Source organism: Micromonospora foliorum (genome assembly GCF_022229015.1).
In the GTDB taxonomy this organism is placed as follows: domain Bacteria; phylum Actinomycetota; class Actinomycetes; order Mycobacteriales; family Micromonosporaceae; genus Micromonospora; species Micromonospora foliorum.
This window is the reverse complement of record NZ_JAKKFF010000088.1, coordinates 1-15,153: the sequence shown is the minus strand read 5'-3', so window position 1 is coordinate 15,153 and position 15,153 is coordinate 1. Positions and strand designations below refer to the sequence as shown.

General features: G+C 70.8%; 14 protein-coding genes. 5 read left to right on the top strand and 9 right to left on the bottom strand.

Annotated features, from left to right (window positions below):
- Positions 1–119: 119 nt before the first annotated feature.
- Positions 120–1,034 carry a LysR family transcriptional regulator gene (locus tag PSH25_RS08275; RefSeq protein WP_238658430.1) on the bottom strand — a complete coding sequence of 305 codons (915 nt, stop codon included), beginning with the start codon at positions 1,032–1,034 and terminating at the stop codon, positions 120–122.
- Positions 1,035–1,202: 168 nt separating this feature from the next.
- Here PSH25_RS08275 and PSH25_RS08270 point away from each other — a divergent pair, with 168 nt between their 5' ends.
- Positions 1,203–1,922 (top strand): SDR family oxidoreductase, encoded by a 720-nt coding sequence (locus PSH25_RS08270; protein WP_238658429.1) that lies wholly within the window; start codon positions 1,203–1,205, stop codon positions 1,920–1,922.
- A 129-nt stretch (positions 1,923–2,051) separates the two neighbouring features.
- On the opposite strand, the gene PSH25_RS08265 is transcribed toward PSH25_RS08270, so the two are convergent.
- A complete protein-coding gene (locus tag PSH25_RS08265) occupies positions 2,052–2,492 on the bottom strand; it encodes a VOC family protein (RefSeq protein ID WP_238658428.1) in 441 nt (146 codons plus the stop codon).
- Positions 2,493–2,693: 201 nt separating this feature from the next.
- Here PSH25_RS08265 and PSH25_RS08260 point away from each other — a divergent pair, with 201 nt between their 5' ends.
- Positions 2,694–2,972, top strand: coding sequence for a hypothetical protein (locus PSH25_RS08260; protein WP_238658427.1), 279 nt, complete (start codon positions 2,694–2,696; stop codon positions 2,970–2,972).
- Positions 2,973–2,979: 7 nt separating this feature from the next.
- Here PSH25_RS08260 and PSH25_RS08255 read toward each other — a convergent pair whose 3' ends face one another.
- Complete coding sequence (locus tag PSH25_RS08255) at positions 2,980–3,732, bottom strand: MBL fold metallo-hydrolase (protein WP_238658426.1); 753 nt, start codon at positions 3,730–3,732, stop codon at positions 2,980–2,982.
- Between the two features lie 12 nt (positions 3,733–3,744).
- Entirely contained in the window at positions 3,745–4,143 is a 399-nt protein-coding gene (locus tag PSH25_RS08250; protein WP_238658425.1) for a hypothetical protein, read from the bottom strand.
- 543 nt (positions 4,144–4,686) lie between these two features.
- On the opposite strand from PSH25_RS08250, the gene PSH25_RS08245 reads away from it, so the two are divergent.
- Positions 4,687–5,220: an SUKH-4 family immunity protein gene (locus PSH25_RS08245; RefSeq protein WP_238658424.1), complete on the top strand. Its 534-nt coding sequence runs from the start codon at positions 4,687–4,689 to the stop codon at positions 5,218–5,220.
- Between the two features lie 165 nt (positions 5,221–5,385).
- On the opposite strand, the gene metH is transcribed toward PSH25_RS08245, so the two are convergent.
- Positions 5,386–8,886 carry a methionine synthase gene (metH, locus tag PSH25_RS08240; RefSeq protein WP_274527169.1) on the bottom strand — a complete coding sequence of 1,167 codons (3,501 nt, stop codon included), beginning with the start codon at positions 8,884–8,886 and terminating at the stop codon, positions 5,386–5,388.
- A 276-nt stretch (positions 8,887–9,162) separates the two neighbouring features.
- Between metH and PSH25_RS08235 the strand changes: the two genes are divergently transcribed.
- Complete coding sequence (locus PSH25_RS08235; protein WP_238658422.1) at positions 9,163–10,032, top strand: PAC2 family protein; 870 nt, start codon at positions 9,163–9,165, stop codon at positions 10,030–10,032.
- Between the two features lie 157 nt (positions 10,033–10,189).
- Entirely contained in the window at positions 10,190–10,981 is a 792-nt protein-coding gene (locus PSH25_RS08230; protein WP_091408867.1) for a GntR family transcriptional regulator, read from the top strand.
- Between the two features lie 365 nt (positions 10,982–11,346).
- On the opposite strand, the gene mshC is transcribed toward PSH25_RS08230, so the two are convergent.
- From mshC to PSH25_RS08210, 4 genes are all read right to left on the bottom strand, one after another.
- Entirely contained in the window at positions 11,347–12,585 is a 1,239-nt protein-coding gene (gene mshC / locus PSH25_RS08225) for a cysteine--1-D-myo-inosityl 2-amino-2-deoxy-alpha-D-glucopyranoside ligase (protein ID WP_238658421.1), read from the bottom strand.
- Positions 12,586–12,651: 66 nt separating this feature from the next.
- Positions 12,652–13,470, bottom strand: a complete 819-nt coding sequence (locus PSH25_RS08220; protein ID WP_238658420.1) for an SCO1664 family protein — start codon at positions 13,468–13,470, stop codon at positions 12,652–12,654.
- A complete protein-coding gene (locus PSH25_RS08215) occupies positions 13,467–14,051 on the bottom strand; it encodes a DUF3090 domain-containing protein (protein ID WP_196922875.1) in 585 nt (194 codons plus the stop codon). The genes PSH25_RS08220 and PSH25_RS08215 overlap by 4 nt, the downstream gene beginning before the upstream one ends.
- A gap of 157 nt (positions 14,052–14,208) precedes the next feature.
- The gene (locus tag PSH25_RS08210) at positions 14,209–14,922 is read right to left on the bottom strand and encodes an MSMEG_4193 family putative phosphomutase (protein WP_238658419.1); all 714 of its coding nucleotides are present in this window, start codon (positions 14,920–14,922) and stop codon (positions 14,209–14,211) included.
- Between the last annotated feature and the right edge of the window lie 231 nt (positions 14,923–15,153).

The window sequence follows — 15,153 nt, the reverse complement described above, 5'->3', positions numbered from 1 at the left end:
GCGGCGCGGCGCAGGCCCTCGGCCGCAAGGAGTCGGGCGTGAACCCCAGCTACCTCGCCGACCTCCTGCTCACCGACCTGTTCATCGAGCCGACGAGCGGCCGCCCGCTGGACCCGGCGCTACGCGAGACCTTCCCGAGCGGCACCGCCTGACCCGCCCTGGCGTCGATCGTCGGGGACCCGCCCGGCGGCGATCTCGACGAACTCGTGCACCAGAGGTGACCGGTTGTCCTCGGCCCAGGCCAGGCACACCTGGTTGTGGCCGAGGTCGGCGACGGGCACGTGGCTGACGTCGGGTCTCGTGTAGAACGTCGCCGTCGACAGCGGCAGGATCACCATTCCGGCGTACGCGGCCACATGCTCCAACTTCTCCTCCACGGAGTTCAGCTCCGGCCGGGGGCGAGGGTCGGGCGCCGTCGGGCGGTTCGGCAGGTCCCGCCACTCCGGCACCGCGTCCGGGTTCTGCAACAGCCGTTCCTCGACCAACTCGGCGAGGTCGACCGACTCCTTGCCGGCCAGGCGGTGATCGGTGGGCAGGACGACGACGCGGGGTTCGGTGAACAGCGGGCGCAGGCGCAGGCCACGCTGGTCGACCGGGAGCCGCACGTAGCTGACGTCCGCGCGCCCCTCGCGGACGATGTCGGCCTGGTCCTCCCAGGACGTGCGGACGACGTTGACGGCCAGGTCGGGGTGCCGCTGACCGATGGCGCGGGCCTCGGCGGTGACGAGAACGCCGGGCATGAACGCGATGGTGAACGTCGCTGTGCCGTGCGCGGCCCGTTGCACCCGCCGCCGCAGGGCCTCGGCCGAGGCGAGCAGCGGACGGGCGTCGGTCAGCAACTGGCGACCGGCCTCGGTCAGCACGGTGGAACGGCGGTCCCGGACGAAGAGCTCGGCGCGCAGTTCGTGCTCGAAGGCCCGGATCTGGCGCGACAGGACCGGCTGGGCGATGTGCAGCCGGGCGGCGGCACGGCCGAAGTGCAGCTCCTCCGCGACCGCCACGAAGTAGCGGAGCTTGCGCAGATCGACGTCCACCCTGCCCCCGTCCGGTTTCCGCTCCGGGCGCTTTCACGATACCCGCCGGGTATGACTGCGGTGATGCTCAACGGGCATCACAGGAGGTGAAAGAGGTCTTGGACGCGGGCGTTCCCGGCGGAGCACGGTGGTAACCGTTCCCACCACCCGATCCGGAAGGACACGATCATGACCCTCATCGACAAGCGCGTCGTCGTACTCGGCGGAACCTCGGGGCTCGGCCTCGCCACCGCCGCCCGCGCCGCCCGAGAGGGCGCCCAGGTCGTGGTCGCCTCCCGCAATCAGCGCAGCGTGGACCGCGCCCTCACGACCCTGCCGACCACCGCCCAGGGGTACGTAGCCGACCTCACCGACCCCGACGCCGTGTCCCGGCTGTTCCGCGATCTCGGGTCGTTCGACCACCTCGTCTACACCGCTGGCGAGCCCCTCGCGCTGATGTCCGTCGACGCCCTCGACCTCGCCGCCGCCCGCGCCGCCTTCGACCTGCGCTACTTCGGCTCCCTGTCGGCGGTCAACGCGGCACTGCCGTACCTGCGCCCCGGTGGGTCGATCACCCTCACCACCGGCACCGCCAACCACCGGCCCAGCGCCGGCTGGTCCGTCGCGGCCAGCATCACCGGGGCGATCGACGCCCTGGTCCGCGCGCTCGCAGTCGAACTCGCCCCGATCCGGGTCAACGCCGTCTCCGCCGGAGTGATCCGCTCACCACTCTGGGACTCACTCCCGAGCGAAACCCGAGAGCAGATGTACGCGCAGCTCAGCGGGTCGCTTCCGCTCGGCCGGGTGGGCGAGCCCGAGGAGGTCGCCGAGGCGTTCGTCTATCTCCTGCGGGCGACCTACGCCACCGGCACGGTGGTGACCGTGGACGGCGGCACCCTGATCGCGTGAACCATTCGCCCGCGCGCTGCTCGCTACGTGCTCCAAGATCCGCACTACTTCAGGGATCCAGTGGTCTCCGCCGCTCGCGAGGCCCCTACATCCTTGAAGTAGTGCGGGCGGGACGACCTGCTGCGGCCCTCAGCGGAGCTCTTCGGCCAGGCCGACGACGATGCCCTCGGGGCCGCGGACGTAGCAGAGCCGGTAGATGTCCTCGTACCGCTCCAACTCCCCGACGAGTTCGGCGCCGTGGCGGCGCAGCCGAGCGATGACGTCCTCGATGTCGTCGACGGCGAACATGATGCGCCGAATGCCCAGCGTGTTCGCGGGCGCGTTCTTCGGTTCCGCGCTGATCGCCGCCGGGCGGTGGAACATCGCCAACTCGACCTTGCCGTGGCCGTCCGGGGTCCGCAGCATCGCGACCTCCTGCCGGACGTCGTCGATCCCGATGACACGCTCCACCCACCGGCCCTCGACCGGTCCCCGCCCCTCCAACTCCATGCCGAGCTCGACGAAGAACGCGATGACGGCGTCAAGGTCCTCGACAACGATAAGGACGTTGTCCATCCGCTGGATCGCCATGCTGGGTCTCCCTGCTCTGGTGGGGTCACAGTGACCGCATCCTCCCCGAGGACGGAGCCGCTTGGCCGTTCTCGACATCCAGAAACGGGCTGTCTGCGGCGGGACGGCCCCGCTAGCCGTCGGCCCGGCTGCTGGCCCTCCTGTGCTGTGTTCCACGCTCCCACAACCTAACTGCCACGGGGTGGCTGGAAGGCTGAGCGGGTGGGACCGCGGAAAGAGTTGGCGGCAGGGCTTGCCGAGGAACGTCTGGCTGAATGGCAACGCGTCGACTACGGCGCATGGCGCGCGATGCTCGACGACAAGGAGGTACGCGACGTCATCGGTGGGGACGGCACGCGGTACAACGTGGTGAGCTACGCGCTTGATGACGGCGACGGGCGCATCCGCATGTCGGTCGCCGTGGATCACGGGACCTGGTCGGCGTTCGTACCGCTGGTGCGCGACCAGATCATGAATCCGGATGGCACGTTCGTCGAGTGAGGGGCAGTCAGCTGTCCGGCTCCCCGAGCACCAGGGTGAGCCCTTCCTCGGCCGCCAGCACGGCACCGCCGAACTCCACCTGCGCGGCGGCCACCGCGGCCGCCCGGTCGTTACCCGGCCAGAAATGGGTGAGCACCAGGCGGCGGGCACCCGCGCGGCGAGCCCAGAAACCAGCCTCGGTGGAGGTCAGCAGGTTTCGGGTGGGACGGCTGGCCTCGCCGTCGTAGTCCGTCGCCTCGACGATGAACAGGTCGGCGCCACGGCCCAGCTCGGCCAACGCGGGAGTCGGCCCCGTGTCCCCGGAGTAGGCCACGACAATTCCGTCGGCCTGAAGCCGGATGCCGGCGTTGGGCACGAAGTGCGGCAGCGACAGCCCGGTGAGGTCGAACGGTCCGACCCGGTAGGTGCCGGGCAGTGGGTGCAGGTCGAAGACCGCGCGCAGGTCGACATCGGGCTCCAGGCCGCTGAGCCGGTCGAGCACGCCGGGCGGGCAGAACAACGGCAGCCGTGCCCCGCCGGGCTGACCGTAGAACCGCATCCTGAACAGACCGTGCAGGTCGACGCAGTGATCCGGGTGCTCATGGGTGATGACGACAGCGTCCACCGCGCCATCGGGCCAGTGCGTGAGTAACCGGGGCAGCGTGGCGTAGCCCAGGTCGAGCACCAAGCGGTAGCCGTCCCAGTCCACCGCGAAACCGCTACAGGCGCGGCCTGGCTCGGGGAAGGCACCGGAACTGCCGAGCACGGTGACCTGTCGCATCCGCACAGCGTCTCACCTGGCCGGGCGGGGCCGAATGACGTGGGCAGGTGGCAGATTTCGAACGGGCTCACCGATGGAGTAGGCCTCCAGGCAGGACAGGAATCCGCCGTCCACAAGCAGGACGACGCCGGCGTAGGTATCGCCAGAACTGATATCCGCCGAGACGGGGGCCGCTGAGATGACCGGGGCGGGCGTCGCTCGTGATCGGTCAACGGACAGGTTGATCGTCGCGCAGCCGCAGCCGCAACCACCGTCAACGGCGGTATGCCGCAGCTGGGCCAGCAACTCGCGGCTGCCGGGAAACGGTGAATCGAGTAAACGCTCGATCACCGCTCGTTCAAGCTCGGTGAGCGGGCGTCGGGTCTGGGTCCGGAGAAGGTTGTCCTTCGGCACATGCCCATACTCGCTCACAGCTCCTTGCTGCCCTATCGGCCTTTGGCTCCGGGCATGGCCCGTGCTCGTCCGCGCTCGTCCAGTGATGTCCGACTCGATCGTCACCCTGTTTAGTCACCCACGTCACGCACATGGCTTCCACTGGCCTGGTTCGCCTCACCCGCTCCCACCGGCCGCTAACCCCTGTCGTGCCCCTACGGCTACCCTCGGGCGGTGGAGCCGGGTCGTCAGGACACAGAGGCATCTCCGTCTCGCCCAATAGGCGTTCACCGCCGCTGCCCGGAATGCCGTGGTGGTGCGCGGCTTCCAGGCATGGTGAAGACCACGGGCATGGGCAAGGGAATGGGAAGCGTTTTCGGACCCTGCCCCACCTGTGATGGTGTTGGCTACCTCGCCGAAGATGACTAAGCGGACTGTCTGAACCACTTCGCCGGCCGCTCGGTGTGATCCGACTGTTGATATGCGACCCGGTTTCGCCAGGTGATGTGCGACAGGTGCCCGTCATCTAGGGGCGGCAGGTTGCCGACGACGAAGCGTCCTGCCCGGACTACCGTCATCGGCGTGCCGGTTGATGACCTTCCGCTGCCTCCCGCGTTCGAAGCGGTCACGGCCTGGGCGGGTACCGGGCGGGTGGTGCGTGCTACCGAGCCGGATGTGGCGAGGTGGTGGCTTCCCGAGCAGCAGAAGGCCGCGCTGGTCTCCTGTGGTGTACCGCTGATCGATGACCTTGTCGGTGCGGTGTCATTCGGCGCAGAGCCAACGATGTACCGGTTGGCGAACTCCGACGACCCGCGCTCGGTGTACGGTGCCGCGCCGGGGACCGGTGAGGTGCACATATGGTCGCCGGACGGCAGCGCCGGGTTCGTCAACTCCACGATCGTCCACTGGCTGTGTTCGCTGCACATGGTGGGTACCTGGCTGACCAGCTCAACCGTCATCGACCGCTGGGACGAGGACGGACAGGCCGAAGAGCAAGCGCTCGCGGAACTCGCCGATCTGTTGGAACGCATCAGGGAGCTTGACCCACCCGCGTTCGGGGACGGCGACCATGCGACCCACTTCTGGCCCGGGGTGCTCGACCGGTGGCTCTACTGATCGACGCATAGCGAGGGCCGCACGCGCCGCGCCATCGACACCGCGTTCGGTGCGGACCAGGCCGCCGAGGACGGCCCGGAAGCCGCTGACGGCCTGGAGACGGCATGATCATGGCTCAGCGGCCTTCCGGACGACCTCAGGTGCAGGTCAGGGCACCTGAGCCCGTTACTTGGCGTTGAAGTAGTTGGCCTCCGGGTGGTGGACCACGATCGCGTCGGTGGCCTGCTCCGGCATGAGCTGGAACTCCTCGGACAGCTCGACCCCGATCCGGTCCGCGCCCAGCAGATCCATGATCTTCGCCCGGTCCTCCAGGTCGGGGCAGGCCGGGTAGCCGAACGCGTACCGGCAGCCCCGGTAGTCGTTGTGCAGGATGCCGGCCAGGTCCGCCGGGTCGTCGTGCCCCAGCGGACGCCCGTCGGGCAGGGTCATCTCGGCGCGGATGCGCTGGTGCCAGTATTCGGCGAGCGCCTCGGTGAGCTGCACGGAGAGCCCGTGCACCTCCAGGTAGTCGCGGTACTCGTTGCGGGCGAACAGCTTCGCCGCGTACTCGCTGACCGGCTGGCCGACGGTGACCAGTTGCAACGCGACCACATCGAGCTGGTCGCCCTGGGGCTTGAAGAAGTCCGCCAGGCAGAGCCGCCGCTCCTGCCGCTGCCGGGGGAAGGAGAACCGGGCGCGCTCCGCGTGCCCGTTCTCGTCGAGCACCACCAGGTCGTTGCCTTCGGAGTACGCGGGGAAGTACCCGTACACCACGGCTGCCTCAAGGACCTGGTCGGCGATCAGCCGGTCCAGCCAGTACCGCAGGCGCGGCCGACCCTCGGTCTCGACCAGCTCCTCGTAGGAGGGTCCGCTGCCGCCCCGGGCGCCGCGCAGCCCCCACTGCCCCGAGAAGGTGGCCCGCTCGTCGAGCAGCGCCGCGTAGTCGGCCATCGGCACACCCTTGACGACCCGGGTGCCGAAGAACGGCGGGGTGGGCACCGCCACGTCGGCTGACACGTCGGAGCGGACCGAGGAGTCGTGCAGCTCCGGCAGCGACGTGGTGACCATCGAGCGCTGCCGTTCCCGGCGCGCCCGCCGGGCCGCGAGCGCCGCCTCCCGCTCCGGGTCGATCACCGGGGCACCGCCGCGCTTGGCGGTCATCACCCGGTCCATCAGGGACAGTCCCTCGAACGCGTCCCGCGCGTAGTGCACCTGCCCGGGGAACGTCGACCGCAGGTCGTCCTCGACGTACGCGCGGGTCAGCGCCGCGCCACCCAGCAGGACGGGCCAACGCTCCGCGACCCCGCGGGTGGCCATCTCGGCCAGGTTCTCCTTCATGATGACCGTGCTCTTCACCAGCAGCCCGGACATGCCGATCGCGTCGGCGCGGTGCTGCTCGGCGGCGTCCAGGATGGCGCTGATCGGCTGCTTGATGCCGATGTTCACCACCTCGTAGCCGTTGTTGGACAGGATGATGTCGACCAGGTTCTTGCCGATGTCGTGCACGTCGCCGCGCACGGTGGCGAGCACGATGCGGCCCTTGCCGCCGTCCTCCGCGGTCTCCATGTGCGGTTCCAGGTAGGCCACCGCGGTCTTCATCACCTCGGCGGACTGGAGCACGAACGGCAACTGCATCTGGCCGGAGCCGAACAGCTCACCGACCACCTTCATGCCGTCCAGCAGAATGTCGTTGATGATCGACAATGGGGATCGGCCGCCGGCCATCGCCTCGTCCAGGTCGGCCTCCAGGCCGTTGCGCTCACCGTCGATGATCCGCCGCTTGAGCCGCTCGTCCAGCGGCAGCGCCGCCAGCTCCTGGGCCCGGCTGGCCCGGGCACTTGTCACGTCGACGCCCTCGAACAGCTCCAGGAAACGCTGCACCGGGTCGTACCCCTCGCGGCGCCGGTCGTACACCAGGTCCAGGGCGACCTCGCGCTGCTCGTCGGGGATCTTCGACATCGGCAGGATCTTGCTGGCGTGCACGATTGCCGACGTCAGGCCGGCCTGCACGCACTCGTGCAGGAACACCGAGTTGAGCACCTGCCGGGCCGCCGGGTTGAGCCCGAAGGAGATGTTCGAGATGCCCAGGGTGAAGTTGACGCCCGGGTAGCGGCGGGAGATCTCCCGGATCGCCTCGATCGTCTCGATGCCGTCGCGGCGGGTCTCCTCCTGCCCGGTGGCGATCGGGAAGGTCAGCGCGTCGATCAGGATGTCGGAGCGGTCCATGCCCCACCGGCCGGTCAGGTCGTCGATCAGCCGCGCCGCGACCCGGACCTTCCACTCCTGGGTACGGGCCTGGCCCTCCTCGTCGATGAGCAGCGCCACCACCGCCGCGCCGTGCTCACGGACGATCGGCATCACCCGCGCGTACCGGGACTCGGGGCCGTCGCCGTCCTCGAAGTTGACCGAGTTGACCACGCAGCGGCCGCCGAGCATCTCCAACCCGGCCTCCACCACGTTCGGCTCGGTGGAGTCCAACATGATGGGCAGGGTGGACGCGGTGGCGAACCGGCCGGCCAGCTCCCGCATGTCCTGTGTGCCGTCGCGGCCGACGTAGTCCACGCACAGGTCGAGCAGGTGCGAGCCGTCGCGTGCCTGACTGCGGGCGATCTCCACACAGGCCCGCCAGTCGCCGGCGAGCATCGCCTCCCGGAACGCCTTCGAGCCGTTGGCGTTGGTCCGCTCCCCCACCATCAGCACCGACGCGTCCTGGGCGAACGGAACCGGGTGGTACACGGAGGAGACGCCCGCCTCATGCCGGGGCTCGCGGGCCGGGGCGGTGACGCCGTGCAGCCGCTCGGCCAGCACCCGGATGTGCTCCGGGGTGGTGCCGCAGCAGCCGCCGACCAGCCCCACGCCGTACTCGCTGATGAACCGCTCCAGGGCGTCGGCCAGCTCCACGGGAGTCAGCGGGAAGTACGCACCGTCGGCGGTCAGCACCGGCAGGCCGGCGTTCGGCATCACCGACAGCGGGATGCGGGAGTGCTGTGACAGGTAGCGCAGGTGTTCGCTCATCTCGGCCGGGCCGGTCGAGCAGTTGAGCCCGATCAGGTCCACCCCGAGCGGCTCGATCGCGGCGAGCGCCGCGCCGATCTCGCTGCCGACAAGCATCGTGCCGGTGGTCTCCACGGCCACGTGACAGATGATCGGCACCGGCTGGCCCAGCTCGGCCATCGCCCGCTTCGACCCGACCACTGCCGCCTTGACCTGGAGCAGATCCTGACAGGTCTCGATGATCAGCGCGTCCGCGCCACCGGCGATCAGACCCGCGGCGTTCTCCTGGTAGGCGTCGCGCAGGGTCGAGTAGTCGGCGTGCCCGAGGGTGGGCAGCTTGGTGCCCGGCCCGATCGAGCCGAGCACGAACCGGGGCCGCTGCGGGGTGCTGGCCGCGTCGGCGGCCTCCCGCGCGATCCGGGCGCCGGCCTCGGACAACTCGCGGATGCGGTGCGGGATGTCGTACTCGGCGAGGTTGGCGAGGTTGGCGCCGAAGGTGTTGGTCTCCACGCAGTCGGCACCGACGGCCAGGTAGGCGTCGTGCACCCCGCGCACCACGTCCGGGCGGGTGACGTTGAGGATCTCGTTGCACCCCTCCAGCCCGTCGAAGTCGTCGAGCGTGAGGTCCGCGGCCTGCAGCATCGTACCCATCGCGCCGTCGGCGATGAGAATGCGATCAGCTAGCACATCCATCAATGAAGTCCGCACCCGTTCAGGTTAGTGCGATTCGGCCGGACTCCACGACTTTCCTCGAGCGATCCCCTATTGTGTCACGGGGATCACGCTGTCCGGTTCGTTCGGGTATGACCTGCTGCCGGAGCGGCCGACCGGCGCGGCCGACGGGCCGCACCCTCGCCCTGCACGTAGGCTGACGGACGTGAAGGACAACAGGGACGCCGCCGTGCCACACGGTATGACGACCGGGCGCGGTCCCGGCGCCAGCCGCGACGAGCAGGGTGAGGTGACGGCGTGACCGAGTTCGACGGACTGCCGGTGCTGCGGTCCCCGGTGGCGATCGCCGCTTTCGAGGGCTGGAATGACGCCGCCGACGCGTCCACCGCCGCGGTCGAGCACCTGGAGCAGGTCTGGAACGCCAGGCAGATCGCCGAGCTGGATCCGGAGGACTTCTACGACTTCCAGGTCAGCCGGCCCACCATCACCATGGCCGACGGGGAGACCCGGCGGGTGGAGTGGCCGACGACCCGGTTCATGGTGGCCAGCCCGGAGGGCACCGACCGCGACGTGGTGCTGATCCGCGGCATCGAGCCGAGCATGCGGTGGCGGACGTTCTGCGAGCAGGTGCTGGAGATCTGCCACAGCCTGGAGGTGGAACGGGTGGTGCTGCTCGGCGCGTTGCTGGCCGACGTGCCGTACACCCGGCCGCTGCCGATCAGCGGCAGCGCGTCCGACGCCGAGGCCGCCCAGCGCTACCAGCTCACCCCCACCCGGTACGACGGGCCGACCGGCATCGTCGGCGTGCTGCACGACGCCTGCACCCGCGCCGAGGTGGACGCCGTCTCGTTCTGGGTGCACGTGCCGCACTACGCCAACAACCCGCCCTGCCCGAAGGCCACCCTCGCCCTGCTGCACCGGGTCGAGGAGGTCGTCGACCTGCCGGTGCCGATGGCCGACCTCGCCGAGGAGTCCGCGGAGTGGGAGCAGCGGGTGCGCAGCGCCGCCGAGCAGGACGCCGAGCTGGGTGAGTACGTCCGCGAGCTGGAAGAACGGGTCGGCGACGAGGGGATCACCCCGTTGACCGGTGACGAGATCGCCCAGGAGTTCGAGAAGTACCTGCGCCGCCGGGGCGGTTCCGCCGGCCCCACCGCCGGCTCCTGGTAGCACTGTCTCGTTGCGGGCCGCTCGTCGCTGCGGGCCGCGCTTCGTTGCGGGCCTTCGGACCTTTTGTGGTCCGGGGGCCCGTTTTCGCGTGTCTGGGGTGGCGCCGTCACACCCGCTACGGCATCCTAGGAACCTAGATGTGATCAAGGAGGCGGGTGTGCAGATCAACCCCGGAGCCGCAGAGTTCCCACACCGACAGATCGCCGCGCAGCTCAAGGCCCAGGTCCGCCGCGGCGACTGGGGGCCGGGCGAGCGGCTGCCGTCCATCCCGGCCATCGCCGAGATGTTCGGCGTCGCCAAGCAGACCGTGCAACGCGCCGTCGACCAGCTGCGGGTCGAGGGCATCCTGATCACCAAACCCGGCTCCGGTACGTACGTCCGGGGCACCCGCCGCCGACTCAACCGCCTCTCCCGAGGCCGGTACGGAGGCTTCCGCGGCTACCACACCGACCTGGCCGCCCGATACCGTCAACAACTCGTCTCCGTCGGGCATGCCCCCGCTCCCGCCGAGGTGGCCGACGCCTTCGGCGTGTCCGACGGCACCAACCTGCTCTGCCGCCGACACCTCGTCCGCACCGACGACTCCCCCGTCGAGGTGGGCGCCTCCTGGTTCCTGCCCCGCGACACCGCCGGCACCTCGCTGGAACGCACCGAGGCGTTCGGCCGGCCGCTCTACCAGGAGGCCGAGGAAGCCACCGGACGGCGGTACGTGTCGGCCACCGACACGATCAGCGCCCGCCAGCCCAGCCGGGAGGAGGCCGAGACCCTCCAGATCCGGCCGGACACCCCGGTGCTGCACCTGCTGCACGTCGCGTACGACGCACACCGCAAGCCGATCGAGGTGTCCCAGGCGACCTGGCCCGGTCCCATGACCACCCTCACCGAGGAGTACAAGATCCCCGGCCCGACCCCCGACCCGGAACCCGACCCCGGCCTGGTCCTGGGCTAACCCCGGCCCGGCCCGGCCCGGCCCGGCCCGGCCCGGCCCGTCGATCTTGCACTTTCTGTCGCCCTTTTGCCCTGCTTGGCAACTTTCGCAACGTCAGAAAGTGCAAGATCGCCGGCGAGGCGTTGAGGCGCGGCCCGCAGCGTCATGCCCCCGCCCGAGCGGTCCGTCGATCATGGAGTTGTGGTGGGTCGCATAAGGGATATAGCGCTTCATAACGGCCACCACAACTCCATGATCGGCCCGAGCCAGCGCGGGGCGAGCCCGAGCCAGCGCGGGGCCAAAGCCCGAGCCAGCGCGGGGCGAGCCCGAGCCAGCGCGGGGCGAGCCCGAGCCAGCGCGGGGCCAAAGCCCGAGCCAGCTGGCGATCAGAGGCGGATGCCCAGGAGGGCGTCGACCGTCTTCGCGAAGAGGGCGGGCGCTTCGGGGTCGCCCGTAGTGCCGGCGAGGGTCGCGTCGGCCCAGCGGTCGGCTGCGGCCAGGGCTCCGGGGGTGTCCAGGTCGTCGGCCAGGCGTGCGCGTACCTCGGCCAGCAGCTCAGCCCCGGACGGCCCGGCGGGCGCAGCGGCGGCCCGCCGCCAACGGTCCAGGCGCTCGTGTGCGGCGGTGAGCAGGTCGTCGGTCCAGGTACGGTCGCTGCGGTAGTGCCCGGAGATCAGCGCCAGCCGGATCGCCATCGGGTCGACCTTGTCGGCGCGCAGCCGGGACACGAAGACCAGGTTGCCGCGGGACTTGGACATCTTCTCGCCGTCCAGACCGATCATGCCGGCGTGGACGTAGTGCTCGGCGAACGGCGCCTGGCCGGTGAGCCGCTCGGCGTGCGCGGCGGACGCCTCGTGGTGCGGGAACAGCAGGTCGTTGCCGCCGCCCTGCACGTCGATCCGGTCGCCGAGCAGGTTGAGCGCGATCACCGCGCACTCGATGTGCCAGCCGGGGCGGCCCGGGCCCAGCTCGCCGCCCGGCCAGGACGGCTCGCCCTCGCGGGCACCGCGCCACAGCAGCGGGTCCAAGGGGTCCCGCTTGCCGGCCCGGTCGGGGTCGCCGCCGCGCTCGGGGAAGATCTCCAGCATCTGCTCGCGGGTCAGGTTCGACTCGTAACCGAAGCGGGGCGTGGCCGAGATGTCGAAGTAGACGTCGCCGGTGCCGTCGTCGAGCCGGTACGCGGCGCCGTCCTTGAGCAGCACCTCGACCTTGTCGGCGATGTCCGGGATCGACTCGACCGCGCCCACGTAGTGCGCCGGCGGGATGATCCGCAGCGCCTCCATGTCCTCCCGGAACAGCGCCGTCTCGCGCATCGCCAGGACCACCCAGTCCTCGCCGTCGCGGGCGGCCCGCTCCAGCAGCGGGTCGTCGATGTCGGTGACGTTCTGCACGTAGCGCACCGGGCGGCCGGCGTCGCGCCACATCCGCTGCACCAGGTCGAACGTGATCATGGTGGCGGCGTGGCCGAGGTGGGTGGCGTCGTACGGGGTGATGCCGCAGACGTACATGCTTCCCGCGTCGGCCGGCTCACTCGGGTGGACAGCCTGCCGCGCCGAGTCGTACAACGCCAGTGGCTCGCCCCTGCCCGGCAGCCGTGGCACCTCGTGTCCCGCCCAAGACTCCATGGGATCAGCCTAGCCAGCCCGGCGACGACGCCGGAGCACCCCACGGGTGATCAAGATGACAGCGGGTCACATGGGCGGCCAGGGCATCGCCGGCCAGTCCTCCGGAGGCTCGGGGAAGCGGCCGGTCTCGCGCAGCCGGTCGACCCGGGCGGCCACCTCCGCCACCTCGCTGATGGTCAGGTGGCCGGCCAACTCCGCGCCGAGCGCCCCGGCGACCTGCCCGGCCAGCGCGTCGAGCATCTCCACGGCGTCCGGGGGCAACTGCTTACCAGCCCAACCCCAGAGCACCGTACGCAGCTTGTCCTCCACGTGGAAGCTCACCCCGTGGTCCACGCCGTAGATCCGGTCGTCGGCACCGACGAGCACGTGACCGCCCTTGCGGTCGGCGTTGTTGAGCACCGCGTCGAGCACCGCGAGCCGGGCCAGCCGTGGGTCGTCGGCGTGCGCCAGGGCGTACGCGGCGCCGTCGTCGTCGCGGGCGGCGGCGATCGGAATCCAGCGGGGCGGCAACTCCCCGGCGGGCAGGAACCCGACAAGCGGTTCGGCGTCCTCCGGCTCGTCGATCCACAGCTGGCAGGAGCCGGGGCCGAACGGGCCGTCGCGCAGCACGGTGGGCGGCACCAGGCCCCACCCGGTGGCCCGGGAGACCAGGTACGCCGAGACCTCCCGACCGGCCAGGGTGCCGTCGGGGAAGTCCCAGAGTGGGCGCTCGCCACGGACCGGCTTGTAGACGCAGCGGGCGGTCACCCCGTCCAGGGTCAGGATGCCGCGCAGCGTCGTGTTCGACGCGTCGACCAGCCGACCCTCCAGGTCGAGGGCGCCGTCACGCAGCAGCCGCAGCGCGGCGTCGCCGTCCTGGCGAGGCTGGAGGCCGGACGAGGTCACCGGTGATAACCGTTGTGCCGCGGGCAGAGGTGCCCGGCGGGGTCCAACGGTTGGCCGCAGAGCGGGCACGGTGGCCGGCCCGCGTTGACCACTCGCCGGGCCCGCTCGATGAACTGGCGGGTCGCCTGCGGGGTGAGCCGGACCCGGAGCCGATCCAGGTCCTCGTCCGGCTCGTCGTCCTCGTCCTCGTCGTCGTCCTCGTCGTCCTCGTCGCCGAGCTCGACCTCGGGCTCCACCTCGCCCGCCGCGATCGCCTCGATCACCACGGTCGCGGTGTCCACGTCGAAGGCCAGCCCCAGCGTCCCGACCCGGAACTCCTCGTCGACCGGAGTGTCCAGCGGCTCGTTGTCGCCGATCACCGGCGCGAGCTCGGGCAGGTCCACCCCGAAGCGACGCTGCGCCTCGGTGAGCAGCTCCTCCAGCTTCTCGGCGAGCAGAGACACCTGGACCTTCTCCAGCGCGACGCTGACCAGCCTGCCGCCGCCGCGGGCCTGCAGGAAGAACGTGCGCTCCCCCGGCGGCCCGACAGTCCCGGCGACGAACCGCTCCGGCGGTTCGAAGGCGTGCACCTGGTGGGTCATACCCACGACCCTATCCGGCCCGCCCTGGCACCGCGCACCCCACCGACGCGAATCGCCGCAGCGACGGCGCGCCCGGTGTAACAGGGGTTACACCCGGGCGTGGCGGCCTTTCCGGCGTGCCCTGACGCCCCGGTCGGGGGTGGTGTCGTGACGCGCCTCACCGCGACGCACCCGCCCCGCCGCCGACGGCCGCGTCCGAGTCGGCCACGCGATTCGCGCGCCGACGCCGCTTGACCGGCGGCGGCACCAGCGCCGCCAGGTCGCCGCCGGTGTCGTTGAGTCGCACCAGAAACGGACGCAGCGGCGTGAACCGGATCGCCGTCACCGACGCCGGGTCGGCCACGATCCGCTGAAAAGCATCCAGGTGTACGCCGAGCGCGTCCGCCACGATGGCCTTGATCACATCGCCGTGGCTGCACGCCAGCCAGACCGCCTCCGGCCCGTGTTCGGCGCTCACCCGGGCGTCCCAGGCTCGTACCGCCGCCACGGCACGCGCCGCCATCGCCGCCATCGCCTCCCCACCCGGGAAGACCGCCGCGCTGGGGTGCTGCTGGACGACCGGCCAGAGCGGCTCCTTCGCGAGCTTCTTCAGCGGCTGCCCCTCCCAACTGCCGTAGTCGCACTCGATCAGCCCGTCCTCGACCACCGGGGCGGCCTGCGGAAGCGCCAACTCCAGGGTCTGCCGGCAGCGGATGAGCGGGCTGGTCACCACGGCCGCCAGCGGCACCGCCCGCAGCCGCTCGCCGACCGCGGTGGCCTGGGCGCGCCCGGTGTCGTCCAACTCGACCGGTTGCCGACCGGCCAGGCCGCCATCGGCGTTCGCCGTGGTTCGGCCGTGTCGCAGAAGCAGAAGGGTCGCCACGGTGACCACCCTATGACCTGGGTCCCGCCCCGGACCGCCGCGGGCTCCGGAGGCACCACCGGGCGTCGTCGTCGCCGTCGACGCCCTGCCGCCGCTGCCGACGCCAGGGTGGTTCCGCCCGCTTTGGCAGCCTTCACCCGATGCCTTGTGGGGAGCGATCTTCATGATCGACTCGATTTTCAGGAGTCGGGGGGTCCGGCCGTCCCGGACAGCGCGACTTCAATGAACCCGAGTGGATCA